General features: G+C 46.0%; 14 protein-coding genes and 1 pseudogene. 3 read left to right on the forward strand and 12 right to left on the reverse strand.

Annotated features, from left to right (window positions below; translation table 11 throughout):
• Nucleotides 1-26: 26 nt before the first annotated feature.
• Nucleotides 27-1,336: pseudogene (locus tag ACWQXP_RS22465) on the forward strand (IS110 family transposase); the annotation flags it as partial.
• A 628-nt stretch (nucleotides 1,337-1,964) separates the two neighbouring features.
• Here the strand turns inward: ACWQXP_RS22465 and ACWQXP_RS22470 are convergent.
• From ACWQXP_RS22470 to ACWQXP_RS22500, 7 genes are all read right to left on the reverse strand, one after another.
• Nucleotides 1,965-3,122, reverse strand: coding sequence for a DegT/DnrJ/EryC1/StrS family aminotransferase (locus tag ACWQXP_RS22470; protein ID WP_454065119.1), 1,158 nt, complete (start codon nucleotides 3,120-3,122; stop codon nucleotides 1,965-1,967).
• A 172-nt stretch (nucleotides 3,123-3,294) separates the two neighbouring features.
• Nucleotides 3,295-4,794 (reverse strand): VanZ family protein, encoded by a 1,500-nt coding sequence (locus ACWQXP_RS22475; RefSeq protein ID WP_454065120.1) that lies wholly within the window; start codon nucleotides 4,792-4,794, stop codon nucleotides 3,295-3,297.
• A 581-nt stretch (nucleotides 4,795-5,375) separates the two neighbouring features.
• Nucleotides 5,376-6,098, reverse strand: coding sequence for a class I SAM-dependent methyltransferase (locus ACWQXP_RS22480; RefSeq protein ID WP_454065121.1), 723 nt, complete (start codon nucleotides 6,096-6,098; stop codon nucleotides 5,376-5,378).
• Nucleotides 6,099-6,240: 142 nt separating this feature from the next.
• Nucleotides 6,241-6,948, reverse strand: a complete 708-nt coding sequence (locus ACWQXP_RS22485; RefSeq protein WP_454065122.1) for a class I SAM-dependent methyltransferase — start codon at nucleotides 6,946-6,948, stop codon at nucleotides 6,241-6,243.
• Between the two features lie 166 nt (nucleotides 6,949-7,114).
• Nucleotides 7,115-8,254 carry a DegT/DnrJ/EryC1/StrS family aminotransferase gene (locus ACWQXP_RS22490; protein ID WP_454065123.1) on the reverse strand — a complete coding sequence of 380 codons (1,140 nt, stop codon included), beginning with the start codon at nucleotides 8,252-8,254 and terminating at the stop codon, nucleotides 7,115-7,117.
• Nucleotides 8,255-8,264: 10 nt separating this feature from the next.
• On the reverse strand, nucleotides 8,265-9,875 hold the full coding sequence (locus ACWQXP_RS22495; RefSeq protein WP_454065124.1) for a Gfo/Idh/MocA family oxidoreductase: 1,611 nt from the start codon (nucleotides 9,873-9,875) through the stop codon (nucleotides 8,265-8,267).
• A gap of 56 nt (nucleotides 9,876-9,931) precedes the next feature.
• Entirely contained in the window at nucleotides 9,932-10,939 is a 1,008-nt protein-coding gene (locus ACWQXP_RS22500) for a glycosyltransferase family 2 protein (RefSeq protein WP_454065125.1), read from the reverse strand.
• Between the two features lie 992 nt (nucleotides 10,940-11,931).
• Between ACWQXP_RS22500 and ACWQXP_RS22505 the strand changes: the two genes are divergently transcribed.
• Together ACWQXP_RS22505 and ACWQXP_RS22510 are read left to right on the forward strand one after the other, a co-directional pair.
• Nucleotides 11,932-14,082 (forward strand): right-handed parallel beta-helix repeat-containing protein, encoded by a 2,151-nt coding sequence (locus tag ACWQXP_RS22505; RefSeq protein ID WP_454065126.1) that lies wholly within the window; start codon nucleotides 11,932-11,934, stop codon nucleotides 14,080-14,082.
• A gap of 441 nt (nucleotides 14,083-14,523) precedes the next feature.
• Nucleotides 14,524-15,879 (forward strand): right-handed parallel beta-helix repeat-containing protein, encoded by a 1,356-nt coding sequence (locus tag ACWQXP_RS22510; RefSeq protein WP_454065127.1) that lies wholly within the window; start codon nucleotides 14,524-14,526, stop codon nucleotides 15,877-15,879.
• Nucleotides 15,880-16,096: 217 nt separating this feature from the next.
• On the opposite strand, the gene ACWQXP_RS22515 is transcribed toward ACWQXP_RS22510, so the two are convergent.
• The 5 genes from ACWQXP_RS22515 to ACWQXP_RS22535 all read right to left on the reverse strand — a co-directional run bounded on the left by ACWQXP_RS22515 (nucleotide 16,097) and on the right by ACWQXP_RS22535 (nucleotide 22,524).
• On the reverse strand, nucleotides 16,097-17,080 hold the full coding sequence (locus tag ACWQXP_RS22515; RefSeq protein ID WP_454065128.1) for a glycosyltransferase: 984 nt from the start codon (nucleotides 17,078-17,080) through the stop codon (nucleotides 16,097-16,099).
• A gap of 231 nt (nucleotides 17,081-17,311) precedes the next feature.
• The gene (locus ACWQXP_RS22520) at nucleotides 17,312-18,502 is read right to left on the reverse strand and encodes a glycosyltransferase family 4 protein (RefSeq protein ID WP_454065129.1); all 1,191 of its coding nucleotides are present in this window, start codon (nucleotides 18,500-18,502) and stop codon (nucleotides 17,312-17,314) included.
• 85 nt (nucleotides 18,503-18,587) lie between these two features.
• Nucleotides 18,588-19,757, reverse strand: coding sequence for an O-antigen ligase family protein (locus ACWQXP_RS22525; protein ID WP_454065130.1), 1,170 nt, complete (start codon nucleotides 19,755-19,757; stop codon nucleotides 18,588-18,590).
• 620 nt (nucleotides 19,758-20,377) lie between these two features.
• Nucleotides 20,378-21,466, reverse strand: a complete 1,089-nt coding sequence (locus tag ACWQXP_RS22530) for a glycosyltransferase family 4 protein (RefSeq protein WP_454065131.1) — start codon at nucleotides 21,464-21,466, stop codon at nucleotides 20,378-20,380.
• Nucleotides 21,467-21,585: 119 nt separating this feature from the next.
• Nucleotides 21,586-22,524, reverse strand: a complete 939-nt coding sequence (locus ACWQXP_RS22535) for a hypothetical protein (protein ID WP_454065132.1) — start codon at nucleotides 22,522-22,524, stop codon at nucleotides 21,586-21,588.
• Nucleotides 22,525-22,864 lie beyond the last annotated feature (340 nt).

Here is a 22,864-nt window from a genome sequence, read left to right on the forward strand (position 1 = left end):
CCCTAAGCGATTAGATCTCTTCTACAATAGAGTGGCGTACTCACTCTTCTCAGGAGGGACATCCTAAGACATCTTGCTCGACCACTCACCCTCAGCAAACTCTTGTCGCTATCGATATCGCCAAACAGCATCATGAAGTCCTCATGGAATGTCCGGACGGGTCGCGTCAGCGGTGGCGGATGGCCAATACCCGTCGCGACTATGACCAACTCCGACAACGCCTTGAGGCGGTAGGGGCTTCGGTCCTCATTGGGTTTGAGGCCACGGGCGTGTATCACCGCTCCCTCGGGCACTTTCTCCATCAGTGCGGGTTTGAACTTCGGCTCCTTTCTTCGCTGGCCCTGGCCCGCACCCGCGATGCACTGTATAACTCCTGGGATAAGAATGATCCCAAAGACGCCCAGGTACTTTTACATCTGCTCAAAACGGGTGTCTCGCAACATTATCATGATCCCTTGGTCCATGCCATGAATGATCTCCAAGAATTAGCCCAGACCCATTTCCATATCTCTCAACGGAAGGTCCAAGTCCAGCACAGCATCATGACCCATTATCTGCCGCTTTATTTTCCCGAAGCCGAACGCTATTTCACGAATTCTCGTGCGCAATGGTTTACGCATCTGCGGCATCGGTTCCCCTGTCCAGCCGCCATTACGCGCTACGACCGTGAAGCCTTTTACCAGGAAGCCGAATCGGTTGTGGGCCGGAAGGTCAACAAGCGCGGCTTTCTCGATGATCTCTATACGACAGCCCACTCAAGCGTTGGGCTTCCCGTCACCGAGGACTCTAAGGCGATTCACATGTTTCGCGTCGTCCTCACCGAGCATCAACACCTCTGTACCCTCCGCACCAGTATTGAAGCTCAAGCCGATCAGACGCTCCAGCTTCATCCCGATTATCAGCAACTGCGGACCTTGCCCGGGGTCGGGCCGATCCTGGCGTTAACCATCCTGGCTGAAGCGGAGGATCTCCGGCGCTTTCCTCATCATCGGCAATTCCTCAAATACTGTGGCTTCGATCTGTGTACGTATCAATCAGGGCTATCCCGCAGTCTCCCACGGTTATCGAAGCATGGGAATGGCCGCTTGCGCTATGCCTTTTGGATGGCGGCTCAAGGTGCCGTGCGCATGCGTGAAAATACCTTTCGCCAGAAATATGCGCGCTCGATCAAAAGCGATCCCCTGAATCCTGATCGCAAACGCAAGGCCTTGTGTGCGGTGGCCGCGAAAGTAGCGCGGGTCGCCCATGGCCTGATCAAAACCGACACGGACTACCGGCCCAACTTTGAGGCCACCTCACCCCGTGGAGCACTCCGTTCGCCCGGGCCATCGAGGCACGTCGTGACCTCGTAGATAATGCTCGGAGATTCCACGGGGTTGCCTGTTGTGTTGAGTACGGTGAAGGCCCAGCTCTCGGGACCTTGTATCACTATGGTCAACAGCATCTCTTAGTCAAGTGGAAGGCCATGGGACAAACTGCACAGAGGGCGGTTGCTGTCATTGAGAAAGACACGCTATCCAAAAAACCTGAATAAATGGCTATACACCCATCTTGAAAGCAGAGCAAACCAGCAAGGAAGCCTCTCAAGGCTCTGAATTTCCTGCCCAATGAACATGTAAGATACGATGAAAATTCGCGTACTAAGAAGTGGAGAACCAGAGCTCGTGTCATCAAGCGCGCTTTGCGCAACCTACAAAAACGTTCACTTAGATCATGGATATTGTAATGGACGAGAGGGAGTTGGCTTGGAAGCACTCAAAACGGGAACAGGCAACAAAAATAATTTGTGAGATTACGCCTCAAGTCCCCTAGGCCCTCCATCTCAGACGTCTCTCGCTTTTGAGGAGTCACAACCGCTTATAGAGGAATAACAAGGACTCGGAATAAAAGACAGCTCAAAGATCAGGTCTACACAATGAAACATACCAGGGTCTTGGAAAAAGATAAGCGAAGTACTGTGCGGCTCAACACCGATATTGAGAAATTAACATATTCACTGTTTCAATGACTCTGTTGATATCCGACTCCGTCATTTTTGGATAGATCGGTAGTGAAATAATTCGCTCACACACCTTCGTGGCTATGGGGAAATCATCAGGTCGGTACTTATAAGTCTTGCGGTAATACGGATGAAGATGAAGAGGATGAAAGTGGACACTGACTCCAATGCCCTGTTCTTTCAGTAATACAATGAATTGATTCCTCCCAATTCGCAACCGTTCCAGGTCAAGCTGGATAACATAGAGATGCCAGGCATGCTCCATCTCTGTACTGACAGACGGAACGATGATTTCTGGAATTTTCTGGAACGCATCATTGTAAAGCCCGGCATAGTACTGCCGCACCATTCCAAATCGATCACATTTCCTTAACTGAGAAATCCCAAGTGCCGAAGCCATATCGGTTAAATTATACTTGTACCCTGGATAGCAAATATCATAGCGCCAGGAACCTTCTGGGCTATACCGATTCACGGCCTCACGCGAAATTCCGTGAAGGCTCAAAATTCTCATTCGCTCGGCCCACTCGGCATTATCAGTCGTCGCCATTCCCCCTTCCCCAGTCGTAATCGTTTTGGTCGCATAAAAGGAAAAACAGGTAATGTCGCCAATCGTCCCCACCTTTTTCCCTCGATATCGGGCTGGAAGCGCATGAGCGGCGTCCTCAATCACTTTGATATCATGCTGTCTGGCTAACGCCAGCAGTGGATCCATGGCGCAAGGCTGACCTGCAAAATGTACGGGAATGATCGCTTTCGTCTTCGAGGATATGGCCTGCTCAACCGATTGAATATCAATATTCAGCGTGTCCTCTTGACAGTCAACCAACACAGGGCTTGCATTGAGATAATGGACAACTTCGGCCGTTGCGGCAAATGTCATCGTTGGCACAATAACTTCATCCCCGGCTGTCACACCAACCGCCTCCAAAGCCAAATGTAAAGCAGCGGTACAAGAATTGACAGCGACGGCATGTCGAGCGCCAATTTGTGAATTAAATTCTTCCTCGAACTGTTGAGTCTTCGAACCCGTCGTCAACCAACCAGATCGCAGCGTCTCAACCACAGCAGCGATATCGTCCTCACCAATATCAGGACGATGAAATGGGAGAAAAGGTGTCATAAGTTGTTACCGGTATACATAGACCGCTCCAGAACAAAATGATTGTGGGGTCTCAAGAGAAATTAGGACTAAGTACAGTACATGGCAAAGGAAGTCTACTTCAAGAATTTCTCACTCTCTAGACTCATCAATTACAAAACATCGCATTTACCAGAACACCATGCTTGAAACATTAGTGAACAGCCGTCGCTTTATCAAAAGTTGAACTTGTCAGCGCTGAAAGAAAGATCACACCAGTTCCAGAAAGTAATAGCGGCACGTCTATTTCTCTGTTCACGAAAGCCCATGAAACCAGCTCTACCCCTAATAAGACTACGAAACCAATGACCAAAGAAAAAATAATGGCCGTTACCACGGAACGTACCAATCGTGAAAAAATGATATAAGCAAGAAATCCTATGGGAAACAATGCGACAGACCAAAAGGCCCATTTACCGACAGAGTAAAATAGCGTCAAATGATCTCGTCCATCGACCGTAAGAATGGCATGTTTTCGCCCGTCCACAAACAGCGTGAAATAACCGACGCGATAGGTCACGACAATGTGGTGGCGTCCCTCAATGAGCGGATCATCCGTCGTCTGCAAAGCGGGGTGAATACCATTCAGACCAGATAAAGGCGTCCGTAATCGAAAGATAATATTTTTTCCATACTGACCAAGCGTAAAATTCCGCAATAACGTATTCGCTGAATATGAAAGGATTCTCGCAGGTCCAGCTTGCTCAAGGTTCTCCGGCTCCACCCACACCTCAACAGACAGCTGGCTGCGAGAACACATGTGGCGTAAACAAAGTTTTTGGGCGGGCCCCGCACTGGTAATACTCGTGGACGCTAAAAGTTCGACACCCTGTGGGGCAATCCAAGAGATTTTCTCTCGATCACCAATGGACAAGTCGAGAGGCGGCCCAAAACCAGAGCGATCCTGGACTGTTGTTCCTCTCCCTTCGGTAAACGAATAAAGTGCGACAGGACCATTCCGATTACCCTTTTGAGAGGGCCTCTGGAAGGGCCCTGAATGGAAATGACGCTGTACCTCTTTAGCAGTTAGGACATTGTCATAGAGGGCCACAAAATAAAGTTTTCCAAGCCAAGGGCGGTCGCCACTCGCTTCATTACCTAATTGAAATGGATAGCTTGGATCCCAATTTCGAAAATCCGTACCAAGGATGCTCAGACTAGTCAGATCAAACAGCGCCATCACATACACCAAGAATAGCCACAGGACCATCGGGGATTTCTGCAGATTCGCCCACACTCTACAGGCATATCGACGACCAACATCATAGCCATACGAACCAGCTACCGCCCCAATGATTCCACCAATAGAATTCAGAAATACATCCGCAATCGAGGGGGCACGCGGGAGAAAAATCTGACTGTACTCAATCAAAACACTCACTAAACAGGCAAAGCAGACAACAATGATAAGCCTTGACCACTGACTCCGACAACGACACGCAGGAAGAATGCTCAACAAAAAACCAAATGGGGCAAACAGCAAAACATTTCCGACAATCTCTTCAATGGGCGTACAACACACAACAGCCGCCAAAGGCTCAAATCGGATTGAAGCGAGATCAAGAAACTTCCATGACGAGTCGAAAGAAAACGTAAACGGCATCAGAGTCAAGACTAAGAGATAGATGCTATATGTGCTCAAAAGTATGAGCACACGTCTACTCCCGATCAACCTCTCACACGCTTGTTCTGCTTGATAGAAGCTCACTGGTACAATCAAATTGGCCACACAGAATCATTCAGACAATAGAAACGATCTACGAACCTCCACGAAATTCGACCTTCGTCAAATAGCATGACACTAAGTCAAAGGAACGTAATACGAGTATAGAGGACTTTGCATCGCGAGATGTTTATTTGCCTGACATTTGGAAGGAGAACAATACCGACAACGCGTAACCTTGACATCTAGAAGATTAGCGCACAAATCATAATAAAAGAGTTCAGCGAAATAATATAAGCAACTAATCCAAGGTTTAGGTGCGGAGCAAACGATCACTCAATAACAAGTCTCGCGGCACAAGCTCGACTGGAGGATTAGACAAAAAAATCCAAGAGGCGGCGTTACCATCAACTGATTCCCTCCAAGCCTCAAATAGTAGGAGGCAGGAAAACAACGCTGGAAGGGAAAGGGCAAGTCGTTCTCTACATGAAACGTCACCAAGAACTAAATCCTTGTAACATTCATCAAAATCAAGGGGTACACAAAAAAGCAATAATCCGACAAACTCGCACTTACGCATTCAATCGCAGGACAAAATGCGAACACGTAAGATACTGAACGAAACGATTTGCCGTAATATTCGTAAAAGGCTGGAGCGGAGACCAGCGAATATCTAACAATCGGAATCCCGCCGATACAAACACCCGGCTCCAAACAACAGGATCTTGATGCTTCGCCCACTCAATATTTTTAGCAAAAGGAGAGGGAAGCCCTATACGATCCCAAAAATTTGTCCGCCCACAATCAGCAATAATAATAATGCCCCCAGGTTTCATCCTTCGGTGAAGATCTGTCGCAATATTAAGAAATTGACTGAATGACTCCTGATTTTCATGAAGATCAACAACGGCCTGTTCATTTAAATGGTTAATAACATTGTACAAAATAACCGTATCATATTTACCTTCCTCCATCGGCAATTGGTGAAGAAAGTAGTCATAGGCCAAGACGGTTTCGTTTAACCCAAGCGCATTGACTGTCTGCCGTAATGTCTCTAGCGTTTGTGAGGTACTGCCGTCAGACTCCGGTTCAATGCCAATTGCTTGTTTCGCACCGTTTATAGCCGCCCAAATGACCCAAGCGCCAGTTCCACAACCAACCTCCAAAACTGTGGAATCAGAAAAAGCAATCCCATCAAACAAAAAATTGGCGCGCGTCGCATATCTCGCCTGACTCGCATATCCAACGAGTTGAGCGGCAATTTCGCTTCGCTCCCGTACACGATTCTGTGCCATACTTATTTCTTCCTTCAATACGAAGATTTATTTTTGTCTTGAACCTGAGACTCTGAAGTGTCTCATTGGTCAAAAACATTCATTCCACTTGAACCTATCACACCTGACCTTGCTCGCTCAGAGTCTTTACAGATGTGATTACTCATGATCTCTGGATGATGCCAAGATAGTGTGTATTAAAAATTTTCGTATATTCAAGTAACGAACATGCAACCCAGGAGACCGGAGCTAACATTCGAGCAATTGGTGGAGCTAATGTCACACGATGTAATTGTAACTCACAATTGGGAAAAAGTTTTCGAATTTCCTTTTTATTCACGCCGCGAACATTAGAGTTCCTCGGGTTATTTACATGAAAGTCATACCAAATAATCGCTCCTCCGATCTTCACGACACGTAACATTTCCGAAGCAATTTGAGCTTGCATGTCCTGATCTAACACTGAGGTCAACACCGTAGACTGTAAAACAAGATCAAATTGGTTATCAGTATAATCAAGCTTCGCCGCACTTCCACATGTGAGGTGAACTGTGTTCGGGCACAAACGCCGTGCTTCGGAAATACGCTCTTCTACTAAATCGACACCATGAATATTCTCGGGCTGCATGCCCCAATTAATGAACTGTCGGAGCCAATACCCCGTTCCACACCCAACCTCTAAAATGGATACGTGTCCTAATGAACTCAGTCGGTACTTTTCCAATATGCCTAAAAGTCGCCGCTCCCGCGACTGAATCATAAATAGGTGACCCGCACGAAACCACGAGTTACGCTGATCATCATGACGGCCAGCATAGACACCCTGAATCCGCGCCTCTTCACTCTGCGAGCCATATGATTGAATTGACATGTTTATTTCATCGGCAATATTGTGACCACGCATCGCCTTCGTTTATTCAACAAGAAATGCGCACTCAATCGTTCAATGCCTGAGAAGGGAAATAGCAGCCACGCTCCCCCACATCTCACACCAACACGGTAAAAATCAACGGCAGTAAAAACTACCCCATGAGTTTTTACCTATCGAAAAATTCGGCAATTGCTCTCACGACTGTTTCTTGTTGGTCTAACGTAAGCTCAGGATAGATCGGTATACCCAAATTTTCCTGACAGGCTTTTTCTGCTTGCGGCAGATCACCCGGCACATACCCCAACGATGCGTAACATTCCTGGAGATGTAACGGAACGGGATAATAGATTTCGGCGCCGATCTTCTGCTCTTTTAAAAACTCGCGAAGCGCATCACGTTTTGGGACTCGAATGATGAATTGATTATAGATGTGATAATGAGGCACCTGCGAATCTCGATATACCGCTGGAGGAAGATGAACAGGATCATTTCCAGTCAACTGATATTGTGTAAACAATTGCTCATATCGCATCGCATTCTGTTGTCTCATCGATGTCCACTGGTCTAAGTAGGAGAGCTTCACATTCAACACGCTGGCTTGCAGTGTATCCAACCGAAAGTTCCCGCCGACAGCTTGATGATAGTATTTTGGCCTTCCTCCCTGCGTTCGGAGCAATCGAACTCGATCGGCAAGTGCCTCGTCATTCGTCACAACCATCCCACCATCACCCAGGGCCCCAAGGTTTTTACTTGGAAAGAAGGAAAGACATCCGATGTTCCCTATACTTCCAGCGCGACGACGATCTTTATACTCCGCTCCAATAGCCTGTGCCGCATCTTCAATAACAACAAGTTCATGCTCAGCAGCAATCTCAAGGATCGGATCCATATCAGCACATTGACCATACAGATGAACAGGAACAATCGCTCGTGTTCGTGGCGTAATGGCTGCTTGAATTTTTTGTGGATCAAGATTGAGCGTGTCCGGCTCGACATCGACAAAGACCGGCGTTGCGCCGACACGCGTAATACACCCAGCTGTCGCAAAAAACGAGAGTGGGGTCGTAATCACTTCATCATCAGGTCCAAGCCCAAGCGCCATAAGAGAAACCAGCAATGCGTCGGTCCCTGAGGACACCCCAATACCACAGCGCGCCTGACAATACGCTGCCACGCGTTCCTCTAATATTTTGACCTCTTCTCCTAAGATATAACTATTCTTATCAATCACACGCTCTATAGCCGCAAGAATGTCCTTACGAATTGGCTCATGCTGTGCATTCAAATCTAGCAATGGAACACTCATAGTTGCCTCTCTACCTTTCCAGGTCAACACGCTTGCAGATGTCTACACCGTCCATTGTGTATCGTCCACTACAGACACACACCGCTTCCTGTTCAGACCAAACCAACTTGACCCCACACTCACACATCCACCCTGTAACTCTGGCTGGAGATCCAAGAACTAAAGCATAATCCGGAACATCCCTGGTCACGACAGATCCGGCTCCGATGAACGCATATCGCCCAACCGTCAATCCACAAAGAATCGTACAGTTCGCCCCAAGAGTTGCGCCTTTCCGGACAAGCGTGCGCTGCAGTTCATTCATCCTTGGAATATCACTTCTTGGATTAAACACATTCGTAAAGACCATTGAGGGACCGCAGAACACCGAATCTTCTAGGGTGACCCCTTCATAAACCGAAACATTATTTTGAATTTTCACACCATTTCCAATCGATACGTTTGGCCCCACAACGACATTCTGGCCAATTTTACACTGCGTCCCAATCCGAGTCCCTTTGAGAATGTGTGAAAAATGCCAAATGCTTGTTCCCTCCCCAATTTCAACTCCCTCATCCACACAAGCAGATTCATGGGCAAAATACCCAAGTGATGATACAGAAGTCTGCTCGGTACGATCTGAAATTTTTTGCTCTAAGGCGATTTGGCATTGCTGAAGTACGGTCAAAACCTGTAACCCTTCCACACCATCTGTCCGTGGAGTCTTTCGAGATTGTATGCATTCAATAAAATGGAGACATTCCTCACGCAATGGTTCCTTCTCATCTAAAACCACAGGTTGAGCATCGGCTTTATTCGCAATCGGGTGATGAGCCTTCCATGCAATCGAATGGGGAAACAAACGCAACTTATCTGTTTTCTCCACATCATCGAATACAGCCATCTTCTTATCACCGACTACGATCAATTTTTGCTCCTTGAAAGGATGAAGCCAGGAGACAAAGATATGAGCTTTCACCCCGCTAGGAAACGACAACAAACTCACGGTCACATCAGCAATCTGTTGCTGCAGATAATTTCCCCCTTGAGCTTGAACACTCTCTGGCATTTCTCCAAGAAGACCAAGAATGACAGAAATATCGTGAGGCGCGAAAGACCAAAGAATATTTTCTTCTCGTCTAATTTTCCCTAAATTGAGGCGATTCGAATAAATGTACTGAACTCGCCCAAGTTCTCCCGAATCGATAAGTGTTTTGAGTTCAAGAATCGCAGGATGATACCAGAGTAAATGACCAACCATCAGAATGCGTGCCCGACCTTTCGCCAGAGCTACAAGCTCTTTTCCTTGGTCAACATACAAGCACAGGGGTTTTTCAACAAAGACATCCTTTCCAGCGAGAAGAGCTTCTCGGACAATTGTTGCGTGAGTTTCCGCAGGAGTTGCAATCGCAACAGCTTGAATCGCCGGATCATTGATAATGTCTGAATAATTCTGAACGAATTTGATGCCAGGGTAGGACTCACGTAACACCATCACCGCCTGTGAATCACTTTCACATATCGCTTCTAATGCCTGAATCGCATGAAAGTTGCGAACAAGATTTTTCCCCCAGTAACCGGCCCCAATGACGGCAACACGAGGAATCGCCTGAACATTTTTCAAGGTATGACTGTTCGACATGCTTTAGCTCCTACGTCAATCAATACTGCAACCAATCGTTCCTTCACGGATTCACCTTATTTTGTAGACTTCGGCACACCCGCGCCCACCAGATTCCACGCAAATCCCACCGCATACGCTGCATGCATTAGAAAAGCGGCAAGAGGAAATAATACGCCAGGCATCACACCTTTTTGTGTGGCAACCCAAATCCCAGTGGCCAGTAGCACCAACACGTAGGAGCCCAACGGCACACATCCCGCCCATGCCCACCAATCAGGAACCCACCAACAGGCAAGCGCCAACAAAAGCGCGACAGGGAAAAATACAATTGGCACCAGTTGCCTGAAAGAAGCTGGGACTTTGTGTTTTTTTAACACTTCCACACGAAAATACCCATAGAAAAAGTATTGCCAAAATAATCGCCTCGGAGTATCACGCACGAAATACCGACATTCAGCGAGTGGAGAAAGATAGACTCTTCCGCCATTGAGTGCCATACGTAAATTTAATTCATCATCCTGATTACGAATGAGATTTTCATCATATAAGCCAATTTGTTCAAATACTTCACGTCGAAACATTGGAAAACATGCTCCTTCAGCATACCCTTCGAACGTACTGAAACGATGCTTCGCATTTCCCACACCGACGGGATGCGACATCGCCACCGCGACAGCACGACCAAAGGCACTTCTTCCTTCACTTCGAATTGGTCCACCAGAACACCAGACATCGGGATGCTCCTCAAGGACATTGACGCATGCCTGAATATAGCTTTTTGAATAGTGAGTATGAGCTCCCATGATAGCAATAAACCGTCCACTGGACTCGCGTATTCCTGCGTTCATCGCATGAGGAGTGAAAAACGCGGGATTATCAATTACTCGAAGTCGAGAATCATCCTTTATAAGCTCTTGAAGTATTTCACGGGTGCCATCCGTTGACATCCCGTCGACAACAAGAACTTCAAAGCCTCCATCAGGAGACTGTTGATTTAATATGGAACGCACGCCCTCTTCGATATGCACGTATTCATTTCGACAAGGAACAATCACCGAAACAGTAGGATATTTTGACTTCATCGTGTTTCACCCTAATTTTCAGAAAGCTTGATCCAAAACTTGGAGCAGTCACTGATACGTTTAGATGCACAAATACCGAATATTGAAAAACGACTGAGACGACCCAAGGCCTAACTTACATCTTCGACTATTCCTGTCACAAGAAGAAATTAGAAAGCTTGTAGTCTAACAGTGGTGCAGATCAAGGAAACGATATGATGATGTTAATCTCGAACAACGAGAGACTGTACTGATATCCCTCCATTTCCTTCGACTCTTTTCAGTTAATGACCAACCATATGACGAAGAATATTAAAAAATAGTTGACGCATTTCATCCACGGACGCGACTCGATACATGCATGGTTACAGTGGATTCGGACAATGCCTACAGCACATACGTCAGATTGCACACAACATGAACTCAATTCCTTGACACTCCATCTGGCAAAGTGAAGGTCAACGAATGCAGCAACAATACTTAGATATAGATTTTAGATAAAAATTCTAAAACACAAATTCTCTCATGCGCCTTGTACTCAACATGATTTTTTACTTGACATTTTAGGTACTTGCGAAAAAATTCTTCCTCGGTCGCTCTCGTCATATCACAATGAGCATATATTTTGCTTTGAGCTAACAACGTTTGAAGACGTTCCCGTACACCATTTTTAAAAACTCGAACATCGGTAGAATTTTCCCACCTGTTTGGGGTGATTCCGCTCCGTATGTTTCATTCTTGTTCTCATAGAAATTCTTAAAAATCTAATCTGAGCAGTTCTTACACGTCTCAGAAAAAAATGATGTTACCACAAATCTGATCATACGTGTGCCTGCCTGCTGCATATGACTGATTGGAATGTTTCCGTCAAATCAACAGACTTCGGCAAGTGAAATCAATCGCCCAGCAAATCGTCACGTGCTTGATTCAAATGACATCCACACAACCACCAGCAACACACGCACCTTACTTACAACAGTTGTCATACCACAACACACAGAGAGGATCCTCTTATGATCTTGAAACTTTTCACGTTCATGCGAGACAAGACTATTGGCCACGCTCTTTTCTTGATCTTGTCACTTATCTATGTCACGTCGGCACAAGCAACAACGTACTACGTTGCTACCTCAGGAAATAACTCAAATCCCGGCACAAATTCGCAACCGTTTCGTACCATTGAAAAAGGCGTTCGCTCCATCTCTGCTGGTGATACGTTGTACGTGAAATCAGGGACCTATACTGAATCAATTCGACATTGGGAAATTCCTATTGCAAATGGCACTTCCTGGAATAACCCAATTACCATTGCGGCCAACCCTGGACATACGGTGACAGTTAAACCTAAAGCCAATAACGCGTTTTTTTGGATCGGCGATGGAAAAGCGAAATACCTGATCATCAAGGGCTTTAACGTTGATGGGGGCAATTCGGCAAAACATGGCTTTAAGTTTGAGGGTGGAACGAAATATGTCCGAGTTGTTGACTGCGAAGTAAAAAACACCACAAACTCCGGCGTCCTGGTTTCCGGATCTGGTAACACCCACCATGAATTCATCAACCTCAATGCACACCATAACGGTTCAGGACAACTTGATCACGGAATGTATATTACCACGAGCAACAACCTAATCGACCAATCTGACATTCATCATAACAAGGGATATGGCGTCCATTTATATAGTTCGACGAACACCGCGAACAATAACATTGTTCGCAATGTTAAAGCCTACGATAATAATACAGTCGGAGTTTGGGGGTGCGGAATCCTTCTGAGTTCCGGAACTGGCAACGTTGCCTATAACAATACAGCCTATGGAAATTTTGCTGGACTTTGCACCATCGAAAGATCTGCAAGTACAAGAATCTATAACAACATTGCGTATGGGAATGACATATATGGAATATATGTCGGAAAAGCCACCAACACTAGTTCCAGGGTGGAAAATAATACCGCCTATAATAATGGAACCTATGGCATATTTGTCGGCGGAGCCGTACCTAATGCGACAGTGAAAAATAATATTGCCAGATCTAACGGTACCAACTTTGGGTTAAATGGAGCTTCAAGCTCACATAACATGGAAAGTAATCCACAATTTGTAAATGCCGGGGCGAAAAATTTCCGTCTTAACGCCGGAAGTCCAGCCATTAATGCTGGAACGACCATTAGCGGAATAAACAGTGATCATGATGGAAACTCCAGACCTCAAGGTGGCAGTTTTGATATTGGCGCATATGAATTTCAGGGCGGTTCAGGCGGTGGCGGTGGATCATTCCCTGCTCCCTTAAACTCACCAGCACCGGGGTCTACGTTAACAACCACTTCGGTCACCTTTACCGGCGGTCATACGAGTCAAGATCAAGAGCACTGGCTTGCAGTAGGCACAACAGCCAACAATCCCAATCTGTATAACCGGTCCATGGGCAACAGCCACACCACAACGGTATCTGGACTTCCCACGAGTGGAACAATCCATGTCCAATACTGGACTCTGAACAACAGTGGCTGGGCCTTTAAACAGCATACCTATACGATGTCGGTCAATAGTGGTGGTGGCGGCGGCGGAGGGGGAGGGGGGACATTCCCGCCCGCCATGAGTTCCCCGACTCCAGGCGCAACACTATCGACCAGGACCGTCACCTTTACCGGTGCTCACACCAGTCAAGACTTGGAACATTGGCTGGAAATCGGCACGAGTGTTGGCGGGTCGAATCTCTTTCAATCCGGCACCATGGGAGCCAGTCACTCACGTACCGTCAGTGGGCTTCCCAGTAGCGGCACGATCTATGTTCGGTATTGGACTCGCAATAGCAGTGGTTGGGACAAAAAAGATCATACCTACTCGATGACGACAAGCAGTGGTGGCAGCGGAGGGGGAGGGGGCACATTCCCGCCCGCCATGAGTTCCCCGACTCCCGGCGCGACACTATCGACCAGGACCGTCACCTTTACCGGTGCTCACACCAGTCAAGACTTGGAACACTGGCTGGAAATCGGCACGAGTGTGGGAGGCTCGAATCTCTTTCAATCCGGCTCCATGGGAACCAGTCATTCACGTACTGTCACAGGGCTTCCCAGCAGCGGCACGATCTATGTTCGGTATTGGACTCGCAATGGCAGTGGTTGGGATAAGAAAGACCATACCTACACGATGCGATGAATTCCAGAGGGAACGAGCTTTGAACACTTCCCAGGGAGGTCAAATACAGAGAGAGAAAAACGGAAACTAATAACTGAAAGTATTATTCAATCAGTAGCAATCGAAGCTCGGATCGAAAGTAGCGAAACATATTGACGTCACGAGCATCATTCTACCTCATCAAAACCTGAAACCTCCCTCCAATAGACAAAGGAGGGAGGACTCAGACTGCACTTTTCTCCACCTAGTTGTCACTCTCCAAACCTGGACCAGCCATGAACACAAACCCTCAGAACTATTGCGCTTAGCTTAGTCCTGTAGAGATTCCATCGACTTCAAGAAGAATCCTACAAGGTATTTCCGTCTCTAAAACACATCCTTTAGTTTCATTTCTCTTTACCGATAAGACCATAGCCACACATTTCTTGTATACTTAATTCTTAAAAGCTGTGGAGGGAAGTCATGATAGGCTCAATATGTGTCAGAACTACGATATTTTTCTTCATTGGGTTAGTATCTACATTAATAACCAGCACACCAACAATAAGTGACGCCGCAACATATTATGTTGCCAAGACAGGAAATGACTCGAGTTCTGGGACTCAAGCGTCACCATTCCGAAACATTAAACACGGAGTGAGTAAACTGGTTGCCGGCGATACCCTCTACGTTAAAGCTGGGACGTATTATGAGTCAATCTTGAGTTGGTCTACAAAAATTCCCAATGGAACATCCTGGAACAATCCAGTCACCGTCGCAGCAAACCCCGGTGATACGGTGACCATATATCCCCCAGGGGGACAGACATTTTTTTGGGTTAAGGACGGACAAGCTAAATATCTCATCATCGACGGATTTACCGTCGACGGAAATAGTCAGGCGAAGCACGGATTTAAATTCAGTGACAATTCTCGATATATACGTGTGAAAAATACTGAAGTGAAAAACGCTACAGATAGCGGAATATTGGTGTCAATCTGTAGTGGTTGCGCAAGCCCACAGACCGCCCCGCATAATACCTACCATGAGTTTATTAATATGAACATCCATCACAACGGTTCAACATATTTTGATCACGGACTCTATATTGAAACAGCTCATAATATCATTGAAAAATCGGACATCCATCATAACGTCGGATTTGGAGTCCACATTTATCGAAGTACGATTAATACCGCTGACCATAATACGATCCGACACAACGTTGCACACCACAATAACACCTCTGGTAAGTGGGGATGTGGGGTACTCGTCAGCGCAGGGACTGGCAATCAGGTATACAACAACACGGCTTACGAAAACTTTTCTGGCTTTTGCACAACATACCGATCTTCAAACGCACTTTTGTATAATAATATCGCGTTTGCAAACAAACACTACGGTATCTATATTAGCGGATTGGGAAATAGCCAAACGACTCGAGCGTACAATAACACCGTGTACAAAAATGAAGGATACGGCATTTATGTGGGAAACAACTTCAAAAACGCCACAATCGGAAATAATATTGTATACCAGAATACAACCGAAGACATCTACTTATCCCCTGGGGATCAGTCAGGAACCGTGTTGTCACACAATCTAAGTACCAATCCAGAGTTCGTGAATAAAGAAGCCAATGATTTTCGGCTTCAAGAAGGTAGCCCAGCTATTGATAATGCCTCTACCATCAATGAAGTCACGACGGATTACGATGGCATCAAACGTAACATTGGAACGGGACCTGACATTGGAGCATTTGAATTTCCTCAGGTTTCAACTGATAATGAACCTCCAGCAAGCCCCAAAAGTGTAATCTTAAAACTAAACGAAAACTAAGAGAGCCCTCAATCAATTCTGATTCCAGCATCAATGAATCCTCGTTGCACAGAGGCAACGGGGATTCAATCACCACCTAGCACAACTCCATCTCACTTTTTACCTGTTTCGATTGTGCCGCTCCCCTCAACGCCAAGACGGTATCAAACCAGAGCTCAACGGTCTCAAAGGATAAATAGAGTCAATCATGATTCATCCCACACATTGTACGATTCAATCATTGTAACTCAGCATAGAATTGCACAAGACGCAGCGCCACGTGATCGAGTGAAAGTTCCTTAATTTTTTCTCGTCCTTGATGGCTCCGTATGCCAGCATGAACGAGAGCGAGCTTAGCCGCAAGATCACCAGGAGAAGATTTTGCCAAATAACATCCATCAATTCCATGTATTCGTTCAGCGACGTCTCCCACATCCACCGAAACAATTGGAACATTACACGCCAGGGATTCTTTGACAATAGTTGGAGAGCCTTCATGTAACGAAGTGAGCAATAATACTCCACTCGCATTCAACCAAATGGGTACATCACGGTAGGGGATGTTTCGCAATTCGTGTAATTGCGCTTTGACTCCGAGTTGTTCGAGCGCCTTAACGGATGCGTATGCGAGCGCAGGTTGCTTAACTGGATCTCTGGAATTCTGGAATAGAATGTGGAAAACATCATGATCCCATCCAAGTTGTTGCCGACACACGTCTCGATTCATGGGCTTGAAAAGTTCGACGTCGATCCCACAAGGAATCGTTCTGATTTTAGACCGATCAACGTTGACAGGCAGAACTTCTTGCAGGACCGATGAGACCAAAACGATTCCGCTTGACCGTTGTGCTGCTCGCTTGGAACACCAGACTCCATATCTGGAGTACCATTTCCTCAAAAGGCCAGACAAATTCTCTCCAAGCAAGTCGGATCCATGAAACGTGACAACAACAGGCGTATCAGAAATAGTGCGTGTAACAATGTCAGCCATCACACCACCATACATACAATGCACCAAACGAGGACTCACTTCTTTGATTTTATCGCGAATCTGAGGACCTAATCCCCAATAGGCGTGTTTGCCTTTTTCCAGACGATCCACGATAAGGAGATCAACGTCAACCCCAATATTTCGGAGCCCTTTAATTTGCTGCTGAATAAACAGACCTGAAGATGGATATTCAGCGCTAGGGTACATATTCGTGATAGCAAGGATACGCATAAAGAACCTCTACGTGATATAAGTCGTCAAGAGATAGATGGCAGGAACATTGAATAAATGAGGATTGTCGAAAATTGCTTATCCCTCAGTGAGAGAAAGTGAATTCGTCAATTGGCACACATAGCTATACTTGCATATTTACATAAATAAAGTTTCAGATAATTGTGCTGAAGTTAACCAGGGAGGACGGATCAGCTAACTCCTACATCGTATCCACAAGGCTCACACAACTCAGTCACGTCGCATCGGCTTACTATTCGTCCAGCCCGCCGCGCGATACGCGTCAAAAGTTTCATCGACATGTCGAGTCAACCCAAACGCTTGTTTAGCGATGACATGATTGGCTTTTCCCATACGCTCACGGAGTTCAGCGTCGGTGAGCAATATGGCCATTCGAGCAACTAATCCTTCTCGATCATCTTTCTCGACAACAAATCCATTTTCCCCATTTTCCATAAGATGTGACACTTCTCCGACATCAGTCGTCACGATAGCCCGACCACAGGCCATGGCCTCAATAATGGCATTCGGAAGGCCTTCAGTCTCTGAAGTATGGACAAGAAAGCTCGAGCTAGCTAGCAAGTCTGATATATGCTCACAATGTCCAAGTAAGGCCACACAGTCTGTTACCTCCAACATTTGTATCTGTTGACTCAGAAGACCATAAAGCGGACCATCCCCAGCAATACGTATAAGAAAATCGTATCCGCGCCTCTTCAATTCAGCCGCCGCGTCAATAAGACGATCCCACCGCTTATGAGGTAAAAGTGATCCAACAGCCAGGATTTCTACCCGTTGAGAGGCAGGCAAAGCACAATATGTAAATAACGAGAAATCTAATCCATTTCGGACTACGACTTGCCGTCTGGGAGCAAAGATCCCCCCCCACTGCCTGACCTTATCGGCGACGATACTGCTGTTACAAAGTTGGACTCGCGGAAATCGTAAACATAACCGCCCTTGGATCACCCCTGTATCGTATAACGTCTTTGGAAAATCCCCACGTAGTGAGCCAACAGCCACTGAAGAGGCAATCAGCGCACCACAGAAAGCTGAAAAATTCGTGTGAAACGTGAAGGAATGAACCACATCAGGTTGAAGCTTTTTGGCTAAGCGAAGGAACGCAAGAAGTTTCTTCATAGGGTTAGACGAATGAGGAACCTCACATATATCTATGCCTAATGAACGAATTCGAGACACATAGGTATCCTGCTCGTTATAGTTCCAGACGACAACGGTCGGAACGCAGTGTTGCCTATCTACTTCCTGAAGTAAATAATACAATTGCCGCTCTGACCCTCCAGCCCCCAATTGACCAATGAGATAGAGAATCTTGCTTCTCGCCTCAGAACCTTCTTCAAGATCTACCTTCTGGTGTAATGCCAAAATACTCATCTCATCCGTAGGAGTCGCCATTCCCATTTTCACACGTTACGTTGGATTAACATACATGCCTGTCACACACGAATCGGGTTGGCCTCTTTGGGAAAATCAGATGGCCTTCAAATTACGATTCTTGACGTACTACAGGGTTCGAACAACATGATATTGCCATGGCGAAGACCACGATATGCCAAACGGACATAAACGCTTGACCAATAATCATGACCTCAAGTAATGCAAAAACTGTTAAAGGGAACACAAATGCTGTGTATTGAGTACGGGAATGGCTAGAGGCCAACGCTCCGCGAATGACACGAACAATGTACGTGATAAAGAACCATAAGGGAATGACTCCTGAGGCCAGGCCAATAAACAAAAGGCCATTGTGGGGATTCGTCTTGTACCCTGAACCCGGCAGTTCGATGACCGCATCCGAAATCCCGACCCCGACCCACCAGGACTCCCACATACGTTCAAGTGCAACAGACCACAGATACGTGCGACCGCTTTCCTCTGTCCCCCGTTCAAGATAATACCCGATGAGTTCATCTGCAATCCCTGACATATAAATACACCATAGACAGACAAGAAAGATAATTATCGGAAGAAAACTTCGCTTGAGAACGTTTTTGAACGCAAAGGCACTGGCAATCGCTATACCTAAAAGCGGACCGCGACTGACGGTAGCGGCGACAAAATAACAAGACAATAATGCCGCTGACCAGGAGACCACACGCACGAGATAGTTTTTGGTTTCTAAGCCTAAGACTAGGAAATACACGTAACAAAACCCAAACCACATGGCAAACGCATTTGGATTGGCTAATCCAACTCCAGACGTTGTTCCTATTCGCGTCAACTCCCCCGTACTCACGTAGACTTTAATAAATGGAAGCGTTCCACAGGCAAGGAAAAAAGAAACCCATGCAAAACGATGAAAAAACTGTGGTCGTAACAATAACATCTGAATCACAACAAGCGACCAAGCCCAGGTGACATATGATCGCATCATACCGTTGGAAATTGATTCTTCATGGATCACCAATTGTAGGAAAATTGTGGAAAGTGCACAGGTTAGAGCAGGCGCGATCGGTCTAATGAGACCCATCCCACGCGCACCTGCGTGCATAAAAGAGAGAGTAACGAGCACGACTAAGACACCTGCGCCAAGAAAGGGAATAGACAGTCCCAGAACTTCACCCAGCATCAAATAGAATTGAAGACCATAGAATGCATACTCAATAAGATAAGACGGAGTCCGTAGAGTGTGATTCTGGCTAAGGGTCTTGGTCATGAAAATACGCAAGCAGTAGTAAAGTGGCCATGCCGGTCTTCCGACTTTCCCAGAACGCCAACTTACACGTAGTTTACCGTAGATGTGACACGTTCACATATCCCCCATTTGACTAACTTAAATTCGAATACAGTCAGTCAATATCCACAAATCATTCACCAAAAACCTCGGCATTAATTGAAGCCTAGAGCAACACCAACGTCTAGAGAATTCCTCAATTCAATCAACAGCTCGAAACAACACTTCCTCAATGGCTCGTCCTGACTGGGAGTAAACATGAAAGGAAAGGTCACTTTGAGCGTTGCGTTCTAATCAGACATTCGGCAGACATGCAATGGTTTTTTATGACATGGGATGCAGCCAACGCCCACCATTGATCATAATCAGGAAGTTTGTTCTGAAGTTGTTCGTTTATAAATAATATTAAAGCTTCTGGCTAGCGCGCACCTACTAGAGTGAGGGTTTTGCCTTCACCATACATATCACAAACTCTTTTATAACCATATCCCAAGATCTCGGGAAACACCAAAGTCACGAGCCAGGATTGGCAACTTAGCATTGAATACAGAGACGTAGGTAAAAACATTCTTGATCTCTTGCAAACAAGATACGAGAATTGTTTACCTGCTAGCACTTCCAAGTCCATGTTCAAACGCTCGAACGGCCGCAGTTTCGCAATGCCCTTCAGACACATGTTGCTGTGCTCGAATCGCCATTTTCTTGCAAACTTCTGGAGTCTTCATAAGAAATTCAATGTCGGCTATCGCCTTATTGACATTACCTGCGAGTGTGCCGAGTCCCTTGTGCTGGATAATACCATCAGGGTCAATGTTCAAACTCACCGTCGGGGTACCGAATGACCACGCTTCAAGAAAGACACTCGGGAATCCTTCTTCATCAGACGTAGAGAGTAAGATCGAAGCTCCTGCTATCACGCCTAGCGCATCTTCAGGCGGAACATGCCCTAAATATTCAACATTGTGAAGACTCCCCAGTTCACGTATGATTCTTTCACAATAACCTGGACTGGTTCGATGAGCCGTCGGACCACCACAGACGACAAAATGAATATGAGGAATTTGCTTCGCAATCTCGAGAAGCAGATCCGGTCGTTTGACCTCACGTAGTACTCCAACCCACGCGACATAGGGTTCGCGATTCACATGATCTCCGGTCGCCCTATGTATCAGCTGAACAATGCCAGGCAACAAAAAGGCTTTTGATTGTAACTTCGGATCAAGCCCAGCCAGTTGTCCTTGATGCTGTACGAAAATCCTGTCCGCCCATAACAGTCCCCATGCATACAACATCCACCAGCGAGAACGTCTTGACAAGGCCGTTCGAGGCTGGACGTCTCGATCATGCATTGCAGAAAAGATGAGACGGACTCGTGAGAGCTTTGCCATAATGCCCGCTGGTCCCAACCAATGACTTGAACACTGCCACTGCCACCAATCTGGACGTTCCCACCGTAAAAACTTATACCAGGCCAATAGCGTATTACCATTTCCAATTCCGATAAATTTGACCCCGTCAATTTCTCGAGACTCTTTATATGGCAATTCGGTGTGTACCCCGACCGTCACACACCATCCCGCAGAAACGAGTGCACGAGCGAGTAGCCACTGATAACGTTCTGACCCACCCACAGCAGTCGGATCATTGTCGGCATATCGATAGACCATATCATTCACGATCACCATTTTCATTTATTGTGTTCTCCAGTCACTCGTTCCAGTTCAGGGAATCACTCACAATGATGTCAAGTTGAGAGCGTCACACCAGAAAAGTAGGTAACCGCCCAGACTGAAACTTTTCATGGTCAGGGTTATTTCGCGGAAAGAGGCACAAGCCTTTGCTTATGTAAAAATTTAAAAATTGTCTCAGCTGCGACCTTATGACCATTTTCGTTCCAATGGCCCCGACCTAAAGTAGAGCCAAAACCATGGAGATAGTTGCCTGTTTTATGATAGTACTCTTTTAGTACAGGCATAAGTCCCAGAAACATGATTTCGTTACGCTGAGAAAATTTCTCAAGAAATGTATCCGGCTGTCCAAAATCAAATGTCACATCATAGCGTTGCACAAGGTCTTGCTGAATCTCTCCATGAACTTGCTCAGGATTGGAGAGCGTAACAAGAAGAAAATCACTCCCGTGCTGCCTTACGGAATCCCTAAATTTGAGAATCACGCCTGCGGTAATATCAAAAGCTTCTTGCCAATGAGGCCTGAGCTTGGGGAAATAGATGTTCAGGTCAGAAAAATCTTGTAATGTCCCCGTTGCCTTAGTCATATTGTTCTTTGCATGGTCACTGATGGAATACTTCTGTAATTGCTGTTCCCAAAGGAATAGCCTTTCGGAAAGCAGGCTAGCGAGATATGAATGCCGCTTCAGACTTTGAAAAAGTCTTTTGGGTAAGGTCATACTGTTGCGATACTCATCAAAGAGAGAGCGATCCAAGGCAAGTTCTTTATTCTCATCAAAAACAAAATAGAAGGCTAAGCTCTCTTCATTTAAAAATTTGGAATTATTCCGAAAATCGTTACCGGTTAAGAACGCCAAAATGACTAAATCAGGGGAATATTGAACACCAAAATTCAAATACCTCATGTAAGCATCAGCCGTGCCAAAACCAGATTGACCGAGGTTTAGGACTTCAAATTTTGGAGACAGTATCGTGTCGTTGAGTTTTTTTTCTAGAAGTGCGGGGAAAGTTTTTTCAAGCGAGACTTGTAAGGCTTCAGTATAAGAATCTCCCAAAATCAAGATTCGAAAGGTTTCCTCTGGCTTCTGATAGGTTCGTTCATAGTCTCGGAATCCATGCGCATTAAAGTACCCTTCTGAGAACCCTTCCTTTGTGTGTCGATAGTAGGCATGTGGGACAAAGGTTGTGCCTTTATCTTCAACAAAACGGATATTTGACTTCGTGTTTATTCCAACAATCGCTAACCCAGCTTCAAGTATGACGCAAAGAACAATCATGGTGCATACAAAGATTCCTATGTTCACGAGAACGCTGTTTTTCACAGTCATTCGATTCGATATTTTCTTGACATTGAAAATTAAAGAACTGGAAACCACCTGAGGACACTGAAAACAACACGTA

Source organism: Candidatus Nitrospira salsa (assembly GCF_965152625.1).

Excerpts from the sequence above, each read along its gene's own strand:
- ACWQXP_RS22470 (WP_454065119.1), bottom strand. The coding sequence starts at position 3,122 with ATGACACCTTTTCTCCCATTTCATCGTCCTGATATTGGTGAGGACGAT.
- ACWQXP_RS22480 (WP_454065121.1), bottom strand. The coding sequence starts at position 6,098 with ATGGCACAGAATCGTGTACGGGAGCGAAGCGAAATTGCCGCTCAACTC.
- ACWQXP_RS22485 (WP_454065122.1), bottom strand. The coding sequence starts at position 6,948 with ATGTCAATTCAATCATATGGCTCGCAGAGTGAAGAGGCGCGGATTCAG.
- ACWQXP_RS22490 (WP_454065123.1), bottom strand. The coding sequence starts at position 8,254 with ATGAGTGTTCCATTGCTAGATTTGAATGCACAGCATGAGCCAATTCGT.
- ACWQXP_RS22495 (WP_454065124.1), bottom strand. The coding sequence starts at position 9,875 with ATGTCGAACAGTCATACCTTGAAAAATGTTCAGGCGATTCCTCGTGTT.
- ACWQXP_RS22500 (WP_454065125.1), bottom strand. The coding sequence starts at position 10,939 with ATGAAGTCAAAATATCCTACTGTTTCGGTGATTGTTCCTTGTCGAAAT.
- ACWQXP_RS22505 (WP_454065126.1), top strand. The coding sequence starts at position 11,932 with ATGATCTTGAAACTTTTCACGTTCATGCGAGACAAGACTATTGGCCAC.
- ACWQXP_RS22510 (WP_454065127.1), top strand. The coding sequence starts at position 14,524 with ATGATAGGCTCAATATGTGTCAGAACTACGATATTTTTCTTCATTGGG.
- ACWQXP_RS22515 (WP_454065128.1), bottom strand. The coding sequence starts at position 17,080 with ATGCGTATCCTTGCTATCACGAATATGTACCCTAGCGCTGAATATCCA.
- ACWQXP_RS22520 (WP_454065129.1), bottom strand. The coding sequence starts at position 18,502 with ATGGGAATGGCGACTCCTACGGATGAGATGAGTATTTTGGCATTACAC.
- ACWQXP_RS22525 (WP_454065130.1), bottom strand. The coding sequence starts at position 19,757 with ATGACCAAGACCCTTAGCCAGAATCACACTCTACGGACTCCGTCTTAT.
- ACWQXP_RS22530 (WP_454065131.1), bottom strand. The coding sequence starts at position 21,466 with ATGAAAATGGTGATCGTGAATGATATGGTCTATCGATATGCCGACAAT.